The sequence below is a fragment of the Rubripirellula obstinata genome, assembly GCF_001642955.1.
In the GTDB taxonomy this organism is placed as follows: Bacteria; Planctomycetota; Planctomycetia; order Pirellulales; family Pirellulaceae; genus Rubripirellula; species Rubripirellula obstinata.
Genome location: NZ_LWSK01000062.1, coordinates 12,992 through 33,607, shown reverse-complemented (window position 1 = coordinate 33,607; position 20,616 = coordinate 12,992). Strand labels below are relative to the sequence as shown.

14 protein-coding genes are annotated in these 20,616 nt (G+C 53.5%); 7 read left to right on the top strand and 7 right to left on the bottom strand.

Features of this window, described 5'->3' with window-relative positions; all coding sequences use genetic code 11:
• Positions 1-176: 176 nt before the first annotated feature.
• On the bottom strand, positions 177-431 hold the full coding sequence (locus RC85_RS15685; RefSeq protein WP_068264522.1) for a hypothetical protein: 255 nt from the start codon (positions 429-431) through the stop codon (positions 177-179).
• Between the two features lie 148 nt (positions 432-579).
• On the opposite strand from RC85_RS15685, the gene RC85_RS15680 reads away from it, so the two are divergent.
• A complete protein-coding gene (locus tag RC85_RS15680; RefSeq protein ID WP_068264520.1) occupies positions 580-1,458 on the top strand; it encodes a hypothetical protein in 879 nt (292 codons plus the stop codon).
• A gap of 441 nt (positions 1,459-1,899) precedes the next feature.
• Here RC85_RS15680 and rplL read toward each other — a convergent pair whose 3' ends face one another.
• The 5 genes from rplL to RC85_RS15655 all read right to left on the bottom strand — a co-directional run bounded on the left by rplL (position 1,900) and on the right by RC85_RS15655 (position 5,618).
• The gene (gene rplL, locus RC85_RS15675) at positions 1,900-2,310 is read right to left on the bottom strand and encodes a 50S ribosomal protein L7/L12 (protein ID WP_068264518.1); all 411 of its coding nucleotides are present in this window, start codon (positions 2,308-2,310) and stop codon (positions 1,900-1,902) included.
• 71 nt (positions 2,311-2,381) lie between these two features.
• Positions 2,382-2,906, bottom strand: a complete 525-nt coding sequence (gene rplJ / locus RC85_RS15670; protein WP_068264516.1) for a 50S ribosomal protein L10 — start codon at positions 2,904-2,906, stop codon at positions 2,382-2,384.
• A gap of 8 nt (positions 2,907-2,914) precedes the next feature.
• The gene (rplA, locus tag RC85_RS15665; RefSeq protein WP_068264514.1) at positions 2,915-3,592 is read right to left on the bottom strand and encodes a 50S ribosomal protein L1; all 678 of its coding nucleotides are present in this window, start codon (positions 3,590-3,592) and stop codon (positions 2,915-2,917) included.
• Positions 3,593-3,853: 261 nt separating this feature from the next.
• Positions 3,854-4,609, bottom strand: coding sequence for a uracil-DNA glycosylase family protein (locus RC85_RS15660; protein ID WP_068264512.1), 756 nt, complete (start codon positions 4,607-4,609; stop codon positions 3,854-3,856).
• A gap of 133 nt (positions 4,610-4,742) precedes the next feature.
• Positions 4,743-5,618: a hypothetical protein gene (locus RC85_RS15655; protein WP_068264509.1), complete on the bottom strand. Its 876-nt coding sequence runs from the start codon at positions 5,616-5,618 to the stop codon at positions 4,743-4,745.
• A gap of 38 nt (positions 5,619-5,656) precedes the next feature.
• Between RC85_RS15655 and RC85_RS15650 the strand changes: the two genes are divergently transcribed.
• Both RC85_RS15650 and RC85_RS15645 read left to right on the top strand, forming a co-directional pair.
• The gene (locus RC85_RS15650; protein ID WP_068264505.1) at positions 5,657-6,535 is read left to right on the top strand and encodes a hypothetical protein; all 879 of its coding nucleotides are present in this window, start codon (positions 5,657-5,659) and stop codon (positions 6,533-6,535) included.
• 225 nt (positions 6,536-6,760) lie between these two features.
• Positions 6,761-7,138 (top strand): hypothetical protein, encoded by a 378-nt coding sequence (locus tag RC85_RS15645; protein ID WP_149752647.1) that lies wholly within the window; start codon positions 6,761-6,763, stop codon positions 7,136-7,138.
• A gap of 39 nt (positions 7,139-7,177) precedes the next feature.
• Here RC85_RS15645 and RC85_RS15640 read toward each other — a convergent pair whose 3' ends face one another.
• Entirely contained in the window at positions 7,178-9,394 is a 2,217-nt protein-coding gene (locus tag RC85_RS15640) for a protein kinase domain-containing protein (protein ID WP_068264503.1), read from the bottom strand.
• A gap of 388 nt (positions 9,395-9,782) precedes the next feature.
• Here RC85_RS15640 and RC85_RS15635 point away from each other — a divergent pair, with 388 nt between their 5' ends.
• The 4 genes from RC85_RS15635 (at position 9,783) to RC85_RS15620 (ending at position 18,857) form a co-directional block, all read left to right on the top strand.
• Positions 9,783-11,120 (top strand): DUF1501 domain-containing protein, encoded by a 1,338-nt coding sequence (locus RC85_RS15635; protein ID WP_084422722.1) that lies wholly within the window; start codon positions 9,783-9,785, stop codon positions 11,118-11,120.
• Between the two features lie 39 nt (positions 11,121-11,159).
• A complete protein-coding gene (locus RC85_RS15630) occupies positions 11,160-13,715 on the top strand; it encodes a PPC domain-containing protein (RefSeq protein ID WP_068264499.1) in 2,556 nt (851 codons plus the stop codon).
• 797 nt (positions 13,716-14,512) lie between these two features.
• The gene (locus RC85_RS15625; protein WP_084422723.1) at positions 14,513-16,846 is read left to right on the top strand and encodes a DUF1549 and DUF1553 domain-containing protein; all 2,334 of its coding nucleotides are present in this window, start codon (positions 14,513-14,515) and stop codon (positions 16,844-16,846) included.
• Positions 16,847-16,859: 13 nt separating this feature from the next.
• Positions 16,860-18,857 carry a c-type cytochrome domain-containing protein gene (locus RC85_RS15620; protein ID WP_068264497.1) on the top strand — a complete coding sequence of 666 codons (1,998 nt, stop codon included), beginning with the start codon at positions 16,860-16,862 and terminating at the stop codon, positions 18,855-18,857.
• Positions 18,858-20,616: the final 1,759 nt, after the last annotated feature.

Here is a 20,616-nt window from a genome sequence, read left to right as displayed (position 1 = left end):
TTTCGCGGCGTAGCCGCGAAACCGAGCCAGATAAATGATGTGGGGGCAGCCATCCGGGGGCTCGCCGGCCTGTCGATTAAAGTGAGCCGCGACGCGTAAGCGGCCGGGCCTACCGCATTGCCCGAGGCCTCACCGCCAGCGGCTCACCATTATTGTTCGAAAGAAATACGTCGCAGTCACTCAATCGCGATCGCTTGATCTGCTACCAGCGTTGGGATGCCCATTCGGATGGGGTAGAGCCATTGCTTGTTTTCATCGACAAGCCCTCCGTCCACCACCGTTTCCACCGGTTGGTCCATGCGATCGCGAACTTTTCCATCGCCCTGTTCTATCATCTGATTCAGACGATTTGTCAGTGATTCGTCGGCAATCGTGAGTGCTCCACCACCCGTTGGGCAGCGAAGGAGCGAAAGTAATTTTGGGTCGATCATCAAATTTTCTCAGTACCGGATGCCAGTGGTGCCGAATGACACCATGAGGCATCTTCGTATTCAGTTCGTTACGCTCAAAAAGGCGAACACGCTGGGGGATGAGGTTGGACTCGCTTACCATCTTCCGAACCCGCGGCGAAGGATTGCCATGAACGCTCGGATCTTTTCAAAAGCCGCCCACCTGACCGGTGGTCGCACTGCCATTCGCGCAATCCTCGCTTCCCTAACGCTTTGCTGTATCAGCCAAGTCTACTGGACCAGCGCCAGCGCTCAAGCGCCTGCCACCAATTCACGCGGACTGTTCACGGATCCGCAAACCGGAATTGTCTATCGCCAGGTTTCTAAAACGGTCGAAAGGCCGGTCATTGAAACCAAAGTAGTAAAGCAAAACCAAACGGTTTACCGACCAGAAACGGTTACCGAAACCAAGCCCGAAAATCGCACCGTGTACACGCCGGTTGTTGAGTACAAATGGCAGCCAAGAATGCATGGTCGTTGGAATCCGTTTCAACAGCCTACCGTGGCTTACCATCACGTCCCCGAAACGCGTTGGGAAGCTCGCAACGAAGTCGTCAACCGAACCGAACGGCGGACGAAATGGATCGCTGAAAACCGAACCGTTGATGTGTCCCGGCAACAGGTTCGAATGCAGCGAGAGCAAAAGACTGAGCTAGAAGTGGTCGGCAAAGTCGCACCACCAGACCCAAGTCCAACGGATGCATCGAGCGCGATCGCTGCTAGGTTACGACCGCTCGACAGCAATGCCAGAGTCGCTCCATTGAATCAGTCACGAGTAGCGACGACGTATAGCACGCCGGTTTACAGCGCACCGAGTTACAGCGCACCGCAAATCGCCGCCAGCACGATTGGCCGAATGACCAGCGATCCGCCTCGGCGGAACTCCGGACAGAGCGGGATGCGAGCGAACGACTTGTACCCGACATCGCAAGTCCACGGGCACGCCTTGCCACCAACATCGGGCGGCGTCGGAATCGCGAACTTGCCATCGTTGCCGTTCATGCGTTAGCGTTTAGGAATCTGCCAAGAAACAAGTTCCGCAGGTGGCGAAATCTTTCGTAGCTGGGCCCGCCAGGGTTCAGTCGATGTAGGCCGGAACAAGCTTTGCGCAGTTCCGGCAATTCAATGCTGTACCATGCAATTGCCGGAACTGCGCAAAGCTTGTTCCGGCCTACGTTTGTTCCGGCCTACGTTTGTTCGGGCCTACGTTGGGTTTAACAATCTAACGTTGATTCACTGTGTTACCCACTGCCGCGATCGATGATAAGTATCGTATTGGGTCAGGCGCATTGAACGCACGGCGGGGGCCGCCATGCTACTTTGCTTGTCGGCAATGCCCCAATGACGGTTATTTTAGGCATGTAGCACTTCGCAATACGAACGAAAAAAAACCACGCAGAGCGTAAGCCGCTGCGTGGTTTGTTTGTAATCAGAATCGGTTGGCCTGGAACTACTTGAGTTCGACGGCTCCGCCTGCTTCTTCGATTTCTGCCTTGACCTTCTCGGCGTCTTCTTTCGATGCGCCTTCCTTCAAGGTGGCTGGGCAACCTTCGACCATCTTCTTGGCTTCCATCAGCGAAGCGCCGGTCAGGTTTTTGACAACCTTCACAACGTTCAGCTTCTTGTCGCCGAATCCGGTCAGGATCACGTCGAATTCAGTTTGCTCAGCGGCGGCTTCGCCACCTTCACCACCACCGGCGGCGACCATGACAGCACCACCACCAGCGGCTGGTTCGATACCATGAACATCTTTCAGGTAATCGCTCAGCTCTTTGGCTTGCTTCAGCGTCATTTCAGCGATCTTGTCGCCCATGGACTTGGATTCGTCGCTGTATTCGACAACTGCGGTTTCTTCGGACATCTCTCTACCTCGAAAACAGATTTAGTAAGTTCGGTTGATTTTTTGAAAACTATGGAAAGAAGCGTGGCGGACTACTCGTCGCCTTCGCCTTTTTGTTTGATCTGGCTGTTCAGCATCTTACCGGGGCCAAGCATCGCCGCACTGAGCGTCGCACCAGGTCCGAGAATTTGACCGACCAACATCGAAATTTGCTCTTCACGGCTAGGCCACTTGCTAACGGCTTTCAAACCGTCGGCATCTAGCTTTTCGCCATCCATGACGCCGCCACCGGCGACGAACTTCTCGTACTTCTCGCTGTCCTTGTCCAGCTTGACGATCTCTTTGACCAGCGACACAAAATCGGTCGCTCCCCAACAGACGCCTACTTGACCTGTCGCACCCTCAAAAGCGGGAGCGACGTTCGTACCTTCGGTAGCACGTCGAGCCAGCGAATTCTTGACAACCAACATGTGGATGTCTTTCTTCCCAAGCTCACCGCGAAGTTCGTTCGTTGTGTTTGCGTCCATTCCGACGCAACTGACCACCACGGCATCCTCGACCCCATCGAGCCTTCGTTGGATATCGCGTGTCACAAGTTCTTTGACGTATTTACTCATCGATTCACCTAACCTGCAACTCGGACACTTGGACTCATCGTCGCACAGATAGCGATGCCTTTGACGTAGGCACCTTTGACTGTTTGCGGCTTGAGGCCTTCGATGAATTGAATGAAGGTGTCAATGTTTTCAACCAGTTTTGTCTTGTCAAAACTGAGCTTTCCGACCATGGCATGAACGTTTCCGCCCTTGTCATTCCGGAACTCAACCTTCCCTGCTTTATATTCGCTGACAACTTTAGCGACGTCCGGCGTCACGGTGCCAGCACGTGGGCTGGGCATCAATCCGCGAGGACCAAGGACTCGACCCAAAGGTCCGACCAAGCCCATCATGTCGGGGGCTGCGATACAGACGTCGAAGTCAGTCCAACCGTCTTTGATTTTCTTTGCCAAATCTTCTTGACCGACCTCATCGGCACCCGCTTCTTCGGCTGCCTTCGCTGCGTCGCCCTTGGCGAACACAACCACGCGTTGTTGCTTACCGATTCCGTTTGGCAGAACCAATGAGCCGCGAATGATTTGGTCGGCTTGGTTTGGGTCAACGCCCAAACGCATGTGAACTTCGACCGTTTGGTCGAACTTTGCTTTGTCAAAAGCTTGCAAAGCTTCCACCGCCTGATCGAGAGGCAGTGGCTCCGCCGGCTGCTTTTCGAGTGCAGCACGATAGCGCTTAGATTTTTTTCCCATTTCAATTACCCAGTAGGGGGCACGACGCTAGGACCTGAATGGTTCAGATCAAACTTCTAGTTGGTCGGGTGGTTCGGCGACTTCACCAGTCCCTTAATCGGTCCAAAACAGGACCACGGCGGCAAGGTCTCCCACTTCCGTCAAGCTGGTTGGCTCAACAGGAAGGCAGAATGTGGCGAACTGCTAGCGAATCGTCAACGGCAATCAGGGCACCGAGCCGACATTTTCGTTAAATACGCCCGATCTTGTCGGGTTGGACGCCTACCAAACGCCAACATCTTTCAATTGCCCGGTCACCTTGCCCGCCCAATCCTTGTTGGCAGCAGGCGACGCAGGACTTGGATGCAGGATTCGATGAATATCGGCGTCGATCGAACGTTCCTTCACGACGCGTGCCAAGCATTTTTCTGCGTAAGCCCCGACGCCGATCACCCGCTGGGGCTGCATCGCACTGATCACTGATGCCAAATGCTCGTCGCAAATCAAGCCCAACGACTCGCGTTCTTCCGCGTTCAATTTATCAGGCGTCCGGTTCTTGCCCGAGGATTCCATGAAGACCAGCGGGCAGTAGTTGGCGACAAAATTCTGCTCGAAGAATGATTCGGGCGTCCCATATTTCTCTCCAAACAGACCCCACAACCTGCGGCCACTGACTTCGCTTCGCTGGCAATCAAAACCTTCGATCATTCGCTTGGGATGTTCGACCGGTGGCGAACCGACCGCCGTTTCGATCCCCATCCAATCGCGAACCGAAGCGATTTCACCAAACGGAACGCCGGTTTGAGCCATTCCCCAAGGCCCGGGGTTCATCCCCAAAAACAAATTGACAGGCGAATGTCCGGCGACCAGCGACAGGTACGCCTGATGCGATTTCCATGCATACCGAAGCGGGTTGTAGACGTGAGTAACCGGGGCGCCAAATTCTAGCTCGTCCACTTCATCACGCAGCTTCTTTGCCGCGCGAATCAATTGCTTGACCAAGCTGGAAGACGTTTGTTTCGTCGATGCTTTTTTCATCAGCAGTGTTTTTCAGGTGAGCTGTAGGCCAAATTAGCGTTACGCCCTATTGGCTGTACGCCCTATTTGAGCGGGGCGAAATACGGCATTTTTCGGCGACTCGCGGATAGACTGACGGCCCATCACGGTTGCGTTAGACGCCAAAGTACTCTTCGATGGCTTCGGCGATCGTTTCGTGCGACGCTTGCCGCTGAGTCCATTTTTCGATGCATCCAGCCAGCATGCCAACCTGCAAATCGACGCAACCAACGACGATATAACCTCGTTGCCTTAATTGCTCGACCACTGATTCACTGCCGACCAGGTCGATCACAAAAGTCGTTCCATCGTCGGCTGGCCACTCGTCAAAATCGTCTTCGTCAGGATCGGCGGAATTCATATCAGCTAGGACAATCAAGTCGGCCGAGGCAACGAGGTCGGCATCCACGTCCGCGACCGGAACCGTGCTGGCGGGGCTGTCAGAAAACAAATTCCAATGACTTGGCCAGCAAGCACGTTGTTCCTCGCTTGGCAATTCACCCAGCCATAATGCATCACTGATTGGATGCTTGGCCAGCCGAGTTTCCAGATACGCGATTTGCTGATCGCTGCCCACGAAACCAAGTTGCTCGTCTCGATACAAACAATTGATTCGCGAAACGGACGATTGAGTTGACGGTGGATCAACGGGCTGATCAGACGCTGGGCGAGTTTCTGGGCGAGTTTCTGGCTGGGCATCTGCCGGCGGTTGCAGAGCGTCATCGGTTGGCTGCGTTGCTTGGGCGTATCCTGAATACCACTTCGCGGCAGCATCCTGCAGGTTGGTCGCGATCATCACGCCCGCGATCCCCGTGACTGAGAAACCGTCAAGAGCTTTGGCGACGTTTTCAGGCGTGACGTCAAACGAGAGCACTCGCCATTCAAGCCCCAACGCATGCAGGCTTCGTTCGATCGCCAGTTGGCTTGGATTTCCTGCGATTGGATGGCCGATAATCGCAATGATCGGCTCCGTGGTACCATCGGTAAACATGGGATGAAATCGTTAGCCGCCGTACCCGAGAAATTTCATTGACAGATCCTTCGCCTGCCGGCCCAGATGATACCGGCGAGACAGCAAAGCGCCCACAACAGGCGATCGCAATCAGTGCCGCCAGCCTAATCGTGATGGTCGTCGTCATCGTTGGCGTTATCGCATGCTGCGTCTCGTTGATGCACGGCCTGAAAACCGACGAGTCCAAACAGGCCTACGGAATCGAGAAGTTGGAATTGACCAAGTTCTGGTTGAGAGGGTTCTGTTACGGCGGCGTTTCAGGAGCGTCGTGGGTGGTGATGATCATTCGGCGTCGTGGTTTGATGTTTGCCGCTCAAGCCGCAGTGGCATTGATCGGGGCATTCGTCATTGAACAGTTTTCGGATCACACCCTGGCCCGTTACCTCGCCAACACACTTGGGCTGGTTGTTTTCCAAACGGTCGGCTTTCACTTTTTTTCGCCGATCCAGTGGCAGTGGCGATCGCGAGCAGTTAACGCATCGCAAACCACTCAGGCAAGTCACCGCAACCAGTTCGCCATCTTTGACCTGATCGCCTGCACAGTCGCAGCGGCAACATTGTTCACGCTGATGCAACGCGTCGACCTTGGCAGCGATGCACCTTTCTATTGGATCGTCTTGGCCTGGGTTTGGATCATTATGCCGCTGGTTTCCTATTGCTGTTTTTCGATGGTCAGGCCGCAGACAACGATCGCCAAACGAGTTTCATGGTTTGTTCTCGGTCTGGTTGCCTCGACCGTAATCACGATTTTGGTTTCACTGGGCGAGTACGGACTTAACGCCAACACCGCAGGATTCGCACTGGAATACGCTGCATCAGGCTACGCACGAATTATGGGCGGCTACATGGCCGTTTTGATGGCGTTCACTTTGGCGGCATCGTTGGGCAAACCCTAGCCTGATGAAAAAACATTGTGCATTGCCGTAACTCGCTGGAAGCTCGCTACGGCCTACTTTCTGCTTTCAAGAGTCGCATCGGAGATGCTTGCTCGTTTCTAAAAGGTTCGGTTGTATCAGCTATCCGTGATCGAATGCATGCGCGGGCATCGCGTTGCCGATCCAACGTATGGACGGTGGCTTTCGCTACGTCGTAGTCACCAGTCCACAAACCGTTTCACGCTAATGTTGGATAGAGATTTCGTGCGCCGATTGACGACCATTTTGTTTTTGGCTTTGGCATCGGTCACTTCAGTCGATGCCCATCACCCTGATCGCGAAAACCAACCGGTTCGACCGCGGATCGATGTCATCGGCCCGATCGGGAATCGTTTGCCGATCTCCTACCGCCGTCGGTACAACCGGCCGACCAACATTGGCGGAAAGATCGCTTACAAGATCGCGCCGACCAGCCAAGAAGCGATGGCATGGCACGCGGCGACCCATCGTGGCGATTACAAACGCAAGGCTGGCCGAGTCGTGGAAACCTACTACTACGCAAAGCCGTACGACGTGTTGCCAATGGGAACGCGAAAGAAAATCAGCGCCGCAACGGTAGATTAAAAAGAGACGGCGAGCGATTCAGGACAATCTGTTCTGAAGTTATTCTGGAACAACGATTTGCAGCAGCGGTGACTCTTCTAGCGACCGTTCGCGGCTCTTGAAACGAAGCAACCGCTCGTCCCATTTCCCGGCGATCGCAAACGTCACGGTGTCTTTTTCTTGGCGCAGGAAATCGACCATTTTCGGGCCGCCAAGATGGACCTGCCCTGGATGCTTATCTAACGCCGCCTTGGTTAGCGTTGTTTTGACAAGGACGGGGAATTTACTGAGCGGTTTTGGCAGCTTTTCATTCGATGGCGAATTGATCCAGGCGATTCGGTCTTCGGGCCAGAGCCCCGCATCCTTAATTCCTATCACTCGCACCGTGGCCCCGACTGGTTGCTTGCCTCCAAAGAGGTTCAACACCAAACGAGCGTCTTGGATTTGATCGCCACTTCCTTTTAGTTGAGAGATGTCGAACCGCAGGTAGGTGTGGTTGACTTCAGTTCCGCCTTTGGTGCGAACGCCGAGACTGGGACGCAAGCCCATGTTGTCGTTGGATCCTTCCTGCACCATGGCATCGGCACCCCTTTTGTCGATCGTGCCAAAAGCGACAACTCGGGTTGGTCCTGAATAGGCGGTAACCGCAGGCTCTTTTGAGGCCTCTTTTGATGGCTCCGCTGAATTCTCCGGTTCAAGCGATGGTTTTTCAACAACAACCGAATCAGACGCGGTCATTGCTTGGTTCGGATTTTTGCTGTTTTTGTTTTCCTCTTTGCCCGCGGGATTTGGGGTCGCAGCAGGCTTGGGTTCGGGTTTGGCAGGCTCCGGTGCTGGCCGTGGTTTTTGTTTCGGTGTCGGCTTCGGTGTCGGTTTGGCGGCAACAGGCTTAGGTTGAGGCTTTTTTTTGTTCTGGTCGGCTGGTTTGGAAATAGATGAGCGAGGGGGTTGTTTTGCGGGGGGCTGTTTTGCGGGGGGCGGCGTATTTCCGCCTGACGGAACCATCACAATCGAGTTTTCGTTGCTGCGACCAAGTCCCGTAAAGAAGAACGTCATCAACGGCAAAGCAATCAGTCCCATGCAGGCGATCGCAATTAGGGGTAGGTGCTTTTGCAGCCCGGACGGTTGGGGTGGTGGTTTCTTCCGCGTCGGGCGGTTGCCGCCGACCGCATGCGGATTGACGGCTTGGTAGGCTCCGCTAATCGATCCCGGCTGACCAAGCGGGCCTGCTGGGATCGCCAGCGGGTCCATCGCGGGTGCCGGCAATTCGTCGATCCCAGCGAACCCGTTTTCAACCACTTGCGGGCTCGCCGACGCCGCAACGGGCGCGGCATCGGTGGTCGTGACTTGGTCTAAGCCAGCCTTCAATCGATTGATCGCTTGCGCAACTTCGGATTGCTGATGGCACGCTTCCTCGACCACTTTTAGTTCAGCTTCCAACAGCTTCGCCGACTGGAAACGAGAACGTGGTTCTTTCCGCAGCAACTTGTGAATCATGTCACGCAGCGGCTTGGGAACGTCCGGATTGACCTCGTCGATCGGCTTGGGACGGTGGGCCAAAATCGAAATCAATTGTTGGTGTACCGACTTGGATTGAATCGGCAATTTTCCTGTACACATCTCGTACAGAACGACACCTAGGCTGTACAAGTCGCTGCGATTGTCCAACGGATCTGACCTGGCTTGTTCAGGCGACAAATAGCCGGGCGTCCCAACCACGGACCCACGCCCAGCTAGTTGGTCCACCGGAGTGCTAGCCAAAGCCAATCCAAAGTCCAAGATCTTGATTCGATTGGTTTCCGCTTCGATCCAGATGTTCGCCGGTTTAATATCTCGGTGAACAATTCCGCGTACGTGGGCAGCTTCTAATCCACGTGCAATGTCGGTCGCGTACTGAATAACGGTCTCAAAATCGAGCAGTTCTTTTCGCCGATTTCGTTCCTCCAGCGTCTCGCCCTTCAGCATTTCCATCGCCATGAACGGCGTGCCGCCCGATTCGCCGACCTCAAAAATGGTCGCCACATTGTCGTGGTGAATCGCAGCCATTGCCCTGGCTTCGCTGATAAACCGTTTGCGGCTACCGGCGACCTCGGCAATCTTCTGATTCATCACCTTCAACGCAACACTGCGTTTTAGCTTGCTGTCCTCCGCCTTGAAAACGTACCCCATTCCCCCACGTCCCAGTTCACTGACGACGCGATAATGAGCCAGCGAACCCAGGTAGTCATTGCTGGTCGGAGGCGTCAGGAAGGGATAGGAAGAGGCGGTTTCGGGCATGAAGCCACGGATTGATTAGAATGAAGAAGAACGCTGCGTCGTTCCATTTACTATAACAGAGTTTTTCGCATGATTGACGTTATTGAGCAACGCGAAGACGCCTTTCATCGCTCGCCTTCGGTGTACATGAGTATACACGACGCGGCCGATATTTGACGTTTGAATTTTGCGGCGTTAGCCTATGAGCAACAGCGAAGATAATCCGCCGCCGAGATTGCAGACTTTTTGCTGTCCCGCCTTCCCGCCGTTTGTACCGTTTCGCCTCAAATTTAACGTAACAAACGTTCCCTGCCTAAGCATCCAATGCGACAAGCGAACCTAGGTTCAACGAATTCCCCGTTGACCTGATTTGTTTGATCCATCGGCTGTGTGTTGAGGAAATCTTACAATGAAACGTTCTGCCTTTCGTTTCCCAAGTCAACGCAACCCTTGCTTCGGCAACTCACTCAGCAGACGTGGCATGCTGGCCGCCGGTGCAATGAGTGGTTTTGGCTTAACGCTACCCGATTTGTTGATGCGTCAGGCCTTCGCCGAGCAAAAGACGTACGACGCGATCAAAGCAAAAGCGAAAAGCGTCATCCACGTTTTTCTGCCGGGTGGCATGGCCCAGCAGGAATCTTTTGACCCCAAACCTTACAGTCCGCTGGAATACCGGGGCGAGCTTCGGCCGATCAAAACCACTACTGGCGAACATTTCTGCGAGACCGTTCCGCAGCTTGCCAAACGGGCCGACAAGTTCAGCATCATTCGGTCGATGACCCATGGCGAAGCGGCTCATCCCCGCGGCGTCCACAACATGTTTACTGGATACAAACCAAGTCCGGCTGTTCAGTACCCCAGTTTCGGTGCCGTGGTCAGTCACGAATATGGCCCCCGAAACAATTTGCCACCTTATGTATGCATTCCGAACGTACCCAATGAATTTGCCGGAACGGGATACCTGCCAAGCAGCTACGGCGGATTCGCACTCGGCAGCGATCCTGCTCGCGGTGATTTCAAGGTGCGCGATCTGAATTTGGCTGGCGGAGTCGATGAGCAGCGGTTCCTCCGACGCAAGTCCGCGCTCCAGATCGTGAATCATTCTTTCGATCAAATGCATACCGCCGACAACGTTGGTGCAATGGATACGTTTTATGAACGAGCCTACGATCTGCTGGACACGCCCGCGGCGAAGGAAGCGTTTGACATTAACAAGGAAGACAACAAGCTTCGCGACAAATACGGCCGCAGCGAAGCAGGTCAACGTTTGTTGATGTCACGCCGCTTGGTGGAGGCCGGCGTCAGGCTGGTGACCATGACCTACGGACAATGGGATATGCACCAAAACTTGACCGGCAATATGAAGAAAACAATGCCGTCTCTCGATCAAGGGTTGGCCGCTTTGATTGACGATCTCTCTGATCGCGGCATGCTGGACGAAACTTTGGTGATGGTGACCAGCGAGTTTGGGCGTACGCCTAAGGTCAACACCGATGCCGGACGCGACCACTGGCCCAAAGTGTTCAGCGTGATGTTGGCCGGTGGCGGAATCAAAGGCGGAATCATTCACGGTGCCTCGGATTCGACCGCGGCCGAACCCGATTCGGATCCAGTTTCGCCCGCCGACTTGGCCGCGACGATGTATCGGTTGCTGGGCATTGTTTCGGACAAAGAATTGATGGCACCGGGTGATCGACCGATCGAAATTGTTGATGGCGGAAAGCTGATTACTTCCTTGATGGCGTAGCCGGCCAGGATTTTTCCTTTTGAAGCGAGTCATTCTGCAATGAAAGATGCCGCAATTCATATTCACTGGTTCAGTATCCGACCGGCCAGCGTTTTCGCGTTCAGCCTGATGCTAGGTGTGTCGTCCGCGATCGCTTCTTTCCCGCTGATCGAACAGAACAAACCGCTGGGCGTCGTTCGCGGCGAAGAGGCGACCATCGTTTTCAAAGGCTTGCGATTGGGCGATGCTTACGACGCGATCGCCGACCAACCGGGCGTTGAAATTATCGAAGTCAAAGCCATCAATGGCAAACAGGTATCCGTGAAGTTGAAAACGGACGCCGCGCTGTCACCCGGTCTGTATCCGATTCGAGTCGTCACGCGAACGGGCGTTTCAAACATCAAGCTGATCGGTGTCGGTTCGATGCCAATCACAAACGAGGTCGAACCGAACAACAGTTTCGATTCGCCCCAGAAAGTTGACTGGGATCATTCCAGAAAGTGTTTCGGGACCACGATCGAAGGGATCGCTGGTCGAGAAGATGTCGATTTTTACCAGTTCGATTTAAAAGCGGGGCAACGACTGACTGCTGAAATCGAAGGCATACGTTTGTCTTACACGATCAATAACCGCAATATCCTGGATCCCTTCATTGCCATTCTGGACGAAGGCCGTTTCGAGGTCGCGTCGAGCGATGATTCGGCGCTGTTAGCACAAGACGGCGTGTGTTCGTTTGTTGCGCCCAAAGATGGCGTCTACTCAGTGATGGTTCGCGACAGTTCTTTTGTCGGTGGTCCGATTTGTGGCTACCGACTTCACGTCGGCAGTTTTCCCCGGCCAGTCGCGGCGGTTCCAGTCGCGACAAAACCGGGTACCGAATCAGGCAAAAGCTTGACCGCTGAATTGATTTCGATCGATGGTTCGCGCAGCGAAGCGACCGTAGACCTGCCGAGCACTCTTTTGCCAACCGTGCCTCAACAATCCTCCACCGGACATGTACGCGTCACGGATCGCTGGGGCGTGACCACCGAAGACGAAACAGGCATCAGCCCCTCGCCGAACTGGATTCGCGTCAACGATTTGAAAATGATTACCGAGGTGGAACCCAACGACAGTTTCCGTAAACCTCAAATTGCCGAGGCACCCGCGGCGTTTTGCGGAGTCATTGAAAAACCAGGAGACTACGATTGCTTTGCTTTTCAGGCGAAGAAAGGCGACAAGTTTCGTGCTCAGTGCTTTGCAAGAGAACCGTTTCGGTCGCCGCTTGACGCGGTCATGAATGTGTTTGGTCCCAATTCAAAATCATTGTCGTCGGCGGATGACATTGGTACCGCGAAAGATCCGTCGATCGAGTTTACCTGCCCTGTCGATGGTCAATACACACTTAGAATATTTGACCATCTGCGCGGCGGAAGCGAGCTGCATCAGTATCGGGTTGAACTCACGAAGGCGGTTCCGTCATTTTCGATTGGCCTAAAGGAAACTCGCCGCGACAACGCAACCGTGGCGGCTGTTCCGATCGGTGCACACACTGCGGTAATGGCTCAGGTGACTCGCGCCGGATACAACGGCGAGATCGAACTTACGGTCGATGGCTTACCCGATGGCGTGACCGCAAAATTGTTTCCCATTCCCGCCGGACGATCTGAAATACCAGTCTTATTAACGGCATCTGCCGATGCGGATTACTCATCAAGTTTGTTTCGCGTTCATGGAACAGCTTCCGAAAAGAAGTCGGGCGATCGTTCGGTTGCCAGCCTGCCCATGTCCCAGCTTCACAAAATTGTCTTGGGACAAAACCGCAGAATGATGTTCGGCTATCGAACCGACTTCGCTGCGGCGGCCGTCACTGAGCCCCCGCCTTTCCAGATTGAACTCGTTCAGCCGCAAACGCCAATTGTGCGTCGTGGTAGCAAGAATTTGAAAGTCAAGATCATCCGCGATGAAGGGTTCGAGGATCAGGTTCAATTGCGAACGCTTTACAACCCACCAGGCATCGCGGTCAACAACAGCCGGAAGATTGAAAAGGGTAAAGTCGAAGCTGATATTCCGATGACCGCCAACGGAGGTGCTGCGATTGGGAAATGGCCGATCATTTTAGTCGCCACCTACAAGGGAAGGTTCGGGAACATCGCATTCAGTTCTCAAGCAATCATGTTGGATGTTCAGGCTGAGTATTTTGACTTTGAATTTCCTCGCGTTGCAGCAGAATTGGGGACAGAAGCGATCGTTTCGGTTGGCTTGAACATCAAACGCGACCTGCCCGAGAATGTGGAAATTGAATTAGCCGGACTTCCCGCTGGCGTGACCAGTCCGTCACCCAAACAAGCAGTTACATCGGAGACCAAAACGCTCAGCTTTCCAATCGTTCTGTCTAAAGATGCAAAGCCTGGGAAGCATAAAACCTTGGTCTGTATTGCTCGTGCAAAAATTGGTGATGAAGTCGTTGTGCAAACCAATGGCACGGGAGAGCTGAGGATCGACAAGCCGTTGCCGCCAAAGACGAATGCGAAAAAGGTTCAGGCCAAAAAAGTATCCAAGCAAAAGGCCAAGCCAAAACAAGCCAAGGCGCTATCGAGGCTCGAGCAATTGCGACAGATGCAGGAGCAAGAATGATCATGCTAAAAATTCGATACTTCTCCGCGAACGTTAGCATCTTCCCCCACCGCGCAGCGAGGGAGGCCGGACGTTTGATCGGCCGTCAGGGGAGAACGTTGCAGGGGGCAGTTTCCAACGCCGTGAAGAGTTTTGGTCTCGGAAAACACGTGTTAGATTCGTTTAGCTGCGTGGGCATCGCCCCACGCGTTCGGTGCCGCACGACGCGCGGGGCGATGCCCAACGCGGTTAAACGATTAAGAAACCCTTCACGGCGTTGGGCAGTTTCCCTCGCTTCGACGCGACCTTTCCCAAAGAGAGAGGCGCATCGCAAACACTGTTGCAATCTCTGTGTCTTCTGGGATTTGAAAACAAATGCATGGCTATTGATTTGCTGCCTGGTACTAAGGACCGTCGGAATAATTAGTGGCGGGAAAATTGGTAGCGAAAGTCGCCAAGACTTTCGGTTTGTCGAGTTGCCGAAACTCTTGGCGAGTTTCGCTACGCCACTAAGGTCCGTTGAAATAATTAGTGGCTGGAAAACTGGTAGCGAAAGTCGCCAAGACTTTCGGTTTGTCGAGTTGCCGAAACTCTTGGCGAGTTTCGCTACACCACTTATTGTTCCGACGGTCCTAAGCCTGATTTCTGCACCAGTTTCCGCGGCGGATCCCGCCGAAGCGAAGCATTCAAACCAGGGCCGGCAATCGACCGCGAAGCAATTGACTGACACGCTGGCGAAACAGTCGGCGGATCAATTGAGTGTTTATCCCCCCTCGATCCAGTTGGGTTCCGCGCGCGATTTCCAAAGTTTCGTTGCCATGATTCGGAAAGACAGCGGCGTGACCGTTGATGTTAGTAAAGAAGTTGATTGGTCGGTCGGCGACTCGAAGATCGTAAAACTGAATCAAAACACGGTTTTTCCGATCGCCGACGGCAAGACCAACCTCATCGCGTCTTACGGTAATGACAAGGTGCGTATCCCAATCGAAATCTCCGGTGGATCCAAGCGTCCTGCGGTTAGTTTCGCGAAAGACGTGATGCCTGTGCTGACGCGGTCAGGCTGTAACACTGGTTCTTGTCATGGTGCATCACGCGGGAAAGATGGGTTTAGGCTTAGCCTGTTTGGGTTTGATCCAGCGGGTGACTACTACCGAATCACTCGGGAAATTGGCGTTCGGCGAATCAATCTGGCACGCCCAAGTGAAAGCTTGTTGATCAAGAAATCGATCGGCGCGGTACCGCACACCGGCGGCAAACTGTTCGATAAGGACAGCGACTACTACGCCACCATGCTGGAATGGTTGCAGGATGGTGTTCCCGCAGATAAGGCTTCAGATAAAGCTGCGGGCAAGGCTGACAAGGATTCTGCGTCGTTGGAAGCGACTTCGCTGGCAATTTATCCGCCACAAGCGGTGATTCAAAGCAAGGGTGAAGGCGAGGTTTCGGGGCAACAGTTCGTGGCGATCGCAAGCTATGCAGATGGCACCACGCGGGACGTCACTCGGTTAGCTTCGTTTTCCTCTAACAATAGCAGCAGTGCTGCGATTGATAGCGATGGTTTTGTGACCGCGGGGCTTCGTGGCGAAGCCTTTGTGATGGCTCGTTTCGGAACTCACACCCAAGGCAGCCAGGTTTTGGTCCTGCCAGAGAACCTGAAATACGACGCTCCGAAAATTGATCCGCACGCAAACTACATCGATCAACTTGTTGATCGCAAATTGGGGCAATTGCGGATGCTGCCGAGCGATCAATGCAGCGACGAAGAGTTCCTGCGGCGTGCGACCATCGACATCGTTGGCTTGTTGCCGACCGAAAAAGAATTCCATCGCTTTGTAAACGATCCAGCCGATGATAAGCGGGCTCGTTTGATCGATCAGCTTCTCGATCGCAAGGAATTCAGCGAAATCTGGGCGATGAAGTTTGCTCAGTTGTTGATGATTAAAAGCACCAATCAAGTGAGCTACAAATCAGCCTACCTCTACGCGAATTGGTTGACTGATAAATTCGCCCGCAATGTTCCCATTGATGAAATGGTGCGAGAATTGTTGACCAGTTCGGGTGGCACATTCTCCGCTCCGGCAACCAATTTCTATGAGCTTGAACGAGACACGTTAAAAACTGCAGAGAATGTTGCTCAGGTCTTCATGGGGATACGAACTCAATGTGCCCAATGTCACAACCATCCCTTTGATCGTTGGACCATGGACGACTACTACGGATTCGCGTCGTTCTTTTCCCAGGTCGGTCGCAAGAACGCCGAAGACTACCGCGAGAAGATCGTTTTCAATCGCTTTAAAGGCGAGGTCAAGCATTTGCTGACCGAAAGACCTGTCCCGCCAACGTTCCTGGGCGGGGATCGGCCAAACACGAAGGGCAAAGACCGAAGAGTGGTGTTGGCCGATTGGTTGACGAATCCCGACAATCCGTACTTTGCCAAATCAATCGCGAACCGGGTTTGGGCGCACATGATGGGAAGCGGCATCGTTGATCCCGTCGATGATATTCGCATTAGCAATCCACCCAGCAATCCGGAACTGTTTGACGAATTGGGCAAGCGGCTTGTCGACTACAAGTTTGATTTTCGATCTCTGGTGCGTGACATTTGCAACAGCAAGGCGTACGGGCGCAGCACCAAAACAAATGAATCCAATGCCCACGATCAACGAAACTACGCATCAGCGACGATTCGGCGTATTCCGGCTGAAAGCTTGCTTGATTGCATCTCATCCGTCACCGAATCGCCAGACAAATTCAAGGGATTGCCGCTTGGTTCACGTGCGGTGCAAATTGCGGACGGGACGACATCAAACTATTTCCTGACCGCGTTCGGTCGCTCGCCAAGGACAACCGCGTGCGATTGCGAGGCATCGACCAGCCCTTCGCTTTCGCAAGCTTTGCACCTTTTGAACGGCAACTCGGTACACAACAAAATTGTATCCGGCAAAGTTATCAACCGTTGGCTGGATAAACAAAAGCTCTCACCTGAAACGATCATTGATCGAATTTATGTCCGAGCACTTTCTCGTTTGCCGTCGCAAGAAGAGAAGACAAAGCTGATCGCATCGCTGAATGATCAGAAAAACAAGATCGCCGCGTTACAGGACGTTTTCTGGGCAGTGCTTAATAGCCGCGAATTTGTCTTTAACCACTAAAAAAATTTATCCAATGAAACATCTGGTTCATCTCTCGTTCGGCTTTGCCTGGATGTCTTGTTTGGCAGTCGCGTCTGCCGACTCGGCCAAGGTGACGTTCGATGATCATGTCAAACCTATTTTGCGGCAGCATTGTTTTTCCTGCCACAACCAGGGCGAACAAAAAGGTGGGCTGGCCTTGGATTCTTACACTTCGTTGGTCGAAGGTGGCGGCAGCGGCGAAATTGTTTTTGACGATGGCGACTACGATGGCAGCCGATTGTGGCAACTGATGAACCATGACGATTCACCGGAGATGCCGCCAAATCAAGACAAAATTCCCGCAGACCAACTGGAAGTAGTCCGGCGTTGGATCGAAGCCGGAATCCCAGAGAATCTAGGTTCAAAAGCGAAGCCAAAAAAGAAGAACGCTCTCGCCTTTGTCGCCAGCACTGGTGGGCGACCGGACGGTGGCGGCGCGATGCCGCAGTTTAACACCTTCCATTCGCCAGTCGTGACTGATCGTCCCGCTGCGATCACTGCGATTGCGACGAGTCCCTGGGCACCGCTGGTCGCCATCGCGGGGCAAAAACAGATTGTCTTGTACCACACCGATACGGCTGAACTGCTGGGGATTCTTCCGTTTGACGAAGGTATTGCACAAGGGTTGCGGTTCAGTCGCGATGGCAATTTCCTGATCGCATCGGGCGGTGAACACAGCGTTCGCGGAATCGTTTCGGTTTACGATATCAAGACGGGGAAACGTGTCGCGGTGGTCGGTGATGAACTCGATACCGTCTTTGACGGAGACGCCAATCAATCGATGACTCAAATCGCATTGGGCGGACCAAAGAAATTGCTGCGGATATTTGATGCGGCAGATGGCAGTCAACAATTCGAGCTCAAAAAGCACACGGATTGGATTTACTCGGTTGCCTACAGTCCCGACGGAGTGCTGATTGCATCGGGTGACCGCAGCGGTGGACTTTGCGTTTGGGAAGCAAGCACGGGGCGGTTGTTCTTGGACCTGACCGATCACAAGGACGCCATTCATGGTCTTGCCTGGCGAGATGACTCGAATGTTTTGGCAAGCGCCAGTGCCGATGGGACCGTCAAGCTTTGGGATATGAATCTGGGGAAAGCTGTTAAGTCGATCAGTGTTGGCAAAGCTGTCCACGACGTATCGTTCGATCACCAAGGCCGATTGGTGACCGGTGGCCGAGACAAACAGGCAAAACTGTGGGACGCAACTGGCAGTCACCTGCGAGATTTCCCCACAATGAAAGAGGACGTTCTAGAAGTTGAAATTTCCCACGATGGAAAGCATATCGTTTACGGTGATTGGACAGGCGCGGTCATGTTGGTCAGCACCGCGGATCCCAAGACAACCGCAACCCTGGCCGCCAATCCGCCACCGCTCAGCGAGCGCGTCGGAGTGCTTGAGAAACAACTCAAGGCAATGCAAATAGAAATGAAGCCGATTCAGCAGCGGATGAACCAAGCCAAGGTCGTTGCGGATAAAAAGAAACGGGCCGTCGCAGAAATTCAGGCCAAAGTCACGGCGGTGCAAGCACAAGCAGATTTGGCGAACGAGCAGATTGGAAAACTGCAAAAACGTTTACAATCGATCGATGTTGCTATCCCAAAGATCGTCGCATCGTCACGTGACATGCAGGATCAGTTGATCGCAGTCCGCGTTGCTTCGAAGAATGCTTCAAAGAATGCATCAACAACAGATCAGAACACTCAGTCGAAATTAGCTGATGCAGAACAGGCGGCTGCAAATCTGTTGCTTGAGTTATCTGCGAAAAGAAAAATCCGCATTGAAATCTCGAATCAGACCGAGAAGCTACAGGAGCGATTTTTAAATCTTCAGCAGCAGGTGGTCAATCTAAAAAAGAGCCTACCGGAGCTTGAGAAATCGGCGGTGAAGGCTAGTCAGGCTTGGAAGTCCAGCAAGTCTGATCACCATCAGGCGAAGGAGCGACTGAGCAAAACGCGTGCTCAGTATGACCAGATGATTTCTGAATGACCGTGAGCTCGTAATCTCTCGTTTCGTGGGCTGGAAATCGTTGCTTTTGCACGACGCAGTTTTCTGGTGAGCGCAAAAATTTAGTGTTCAGGGCAGAGGGAATGGATGGATCTCGTTGCGGGTGCAGGCAAGCTAATCGGCGGACGTTTTGCAGCTTTGTAGGCCGTAGCGAGTTGAGCGAGTTACGGCATTTTTTGGGGAGGGGCTTCGCCGGGGTCAGGCCTTGTGTTGGGTTTTCGCGTGACTGAAAACCCAAGACAAGGCCTGACCCCCGCGAAGCGTTTTCCGGCGGCAAACTTGCAGGGAAACTGGATGTTGGTGTAGGGAGATAACGACTTTGGTACAGGACCAAGGAACAGCACACCATCGTTTTGCCCCTTCATCGTTTTGCCGATCGGAATCGACTAGCGACAAAAAATTGGGCAAAACGATGAAGGGGCAAAACGATGGTGCGCGGATTGCCGGAACTGCGGCACTGACGGGTCTTGTTGCAGGCCTGCTCAAATTGCATTGCTTGCGATCCACCCGCCGTGCCGATCGCAGCTAACTTGCATTAGGCATGGTCAAAGGAAACGCTTCGCGTGGGGTCAGACTCGGGTTTCGGGTTTGACGGCAGCGAAAGCCAGAAGGTGCCACCCACCATCTATTGATTGTTATAAAATCAAAAACGCAAAGTCGCTAGGTCGCGAAGGCGCAAAGCAGCCTCTTTGAAGCTTCAGCAGCAGGTGGTCAATCTATAAAAGGGCTTGTCGGAGCGTGGGCAATCGGCTTTGATGGCTTGTCATGGAAACGCTTCGCGTGGGGTCAGACTCGGGTTTCGGGGTTGACGGCAGCGAAAGCCAGAAGGTGCCACCCACCATCTATTGATTGTTATCAAATCAAAAACGCAAAGTCGCTAGGTCGCGAAGGCGCAAAGCAGCCTCTTTGAAGCTTCAGCAGCAGGTGGCCAATCTATAAAAGAGCTTGTCGGAGCGTGGGCAATCGGCTTTGATGGCTTGTCAGGGGGGAAACGCTTCGCGTGGGGTCAGACTTGGGGTTCGGGTTTGACGGCAGCGAAAGCCAGAAGGTGCCACCCACCATCTATTGATTGTTATCAAATCAAAAACGCAAAGTCGCTAGGTCGCGAAGGCGCAAAGCAGCCTCTTTGAAGCTTTAGCAGCAGGTGGCCAATCTATAAAAGAGCTTGTCGGAGCGTGGGCAATCGGCTTTGATGGCTTGTCAGGTTTTGAAGTCAGCCTAATCGGATCATCATCAGGCGAAGGCGTGGTTGCAAAAAGACGTACGCAGTACGAACAGATGGTAGTTCTGAATTACCGTAAGCTCGTAATCTCTCGTTTCGTGGGCTGGAAATCGTTGCTTTTGCACGACGCAGTTTTCTGGTGAGCGTAAAAATTTAGTGTTCAGGGCAGAGGGAATGGATGGATCTCGTTGCGGGTGCAGGCACGCTAATCGGCAGACGTTTTGCAGCTTTGTAGCTTTGTAGGCCGTAGCGAGTAGAGCGAGTTACGGCATTTTTTGCAGCCCTGCCGTAACTCGCTCCACTCGCTAGGGCCTACGTTGCGGTTCCGTCCTATTAGCTTGCTGCACCCTCTCGTTGCCTCGAACCGACGTTCCTGTTCCGGTCATGCCGATTGTGCGGCAATTAACCTGCACAAATCAGCTTCCGGCAAGTCGCTTTTGGCTTTGCGGGCTGGGCAGTTCGCGTAAACTATGATGATTGATGTGTCGATGCTGGCACCCGTCTTTTCTTCTCTCATCT

Bases quoted from the DNA above. Each gene is read 5' to 3' on its own strand.
- RC85_RS15685 (WP_068264522.1), bottom strand. From the start codon at position 431: ATGATCGACCCAAAATTACTTTCGCTCCTTCGCTGCCCAACGGGTGGT.
- RC85_RS15680 (WP_068264520.1), top strand. From the start codon at position 580: ATGAACGCTCGGATCTTTTCAAAAGCCGCCCACCTGACCGGTGGTCGC.
- rplL (WP_068264518.1), bottom strand. From the start codon at position 2,310: ATGTCCGAAGAAACCGCAGTTGTCGAATACAGCGACGAATCCAAGTCC.
- rplJ (WP_068264516.1), bottom strand. From the start codon at position 2,906: ATGAGTAAATACGTCAAAGAACTTGTGACACGCGATATCCAACGAAGG.
- rplA (WP_068264514.1), bottom strand. From the start codon at position 3,592: ATGGGAAAAAAATCTAAGCGCTATCGTGCTGCACTCGAAAAGCAGCCG.
- RC85_RS15660 (WP_068264512.1), bottom strand. From the start codon at position 4,609: ATGAAAAAAGCATCGACGAAACAAACGTCTTCCAGCTTGGTCAAGCAA.
- RC85_RS15655 (WP_068264509.1), bottom strand. From the start codon at position 5,618: ATGTTTACCGATGGTACCACGGAGCCGATCATTGCGATTATCGGCCAT.
- RC85_RS15645 (WP_149752647.1), top strand. From the start codon at position 6,761: ATGTTGGATAGAGATTTCGTGCGCCGATTGACGACCATTTTGTTTTTG.
- RC85_RS15640 (WP_068264503.1), bottom strand. From the start codon at position 9,394: ATGCCCGAAACCGCCTCTTCCTATCCCTTCCTGACGCCTCCGACCAGC.
- RC85_RS15635 (WP_084422722.1), top strand. From the start codon at position 9,783: ATGAAACGTTCTGCCTTTCGTTTCCCAAGTCAACGCAACCCTTGCTTC.
- RC85_RS15630 (WP_068264499.1), top strand. From the start codon at position 11,160: ATGAAAGATGCCGCAATTCATATTCACTGGTTCAGTATCCGACCGGCC.
- RC85_RS15625 (WP_084422723.1), top strand. From the start codon at position 14,513: ATGATTCGGAAAGACAGCGGCGTGACCGTTGATGTTAGTAAAGAAGTT.
- RC85_RS15620 (WP_068264497.1), top strand. From the start codon at position 16,860: ATGAAACATCTGGTTCATCTCTCGTTCGGCTTTGCCTGGATGTCTTGT.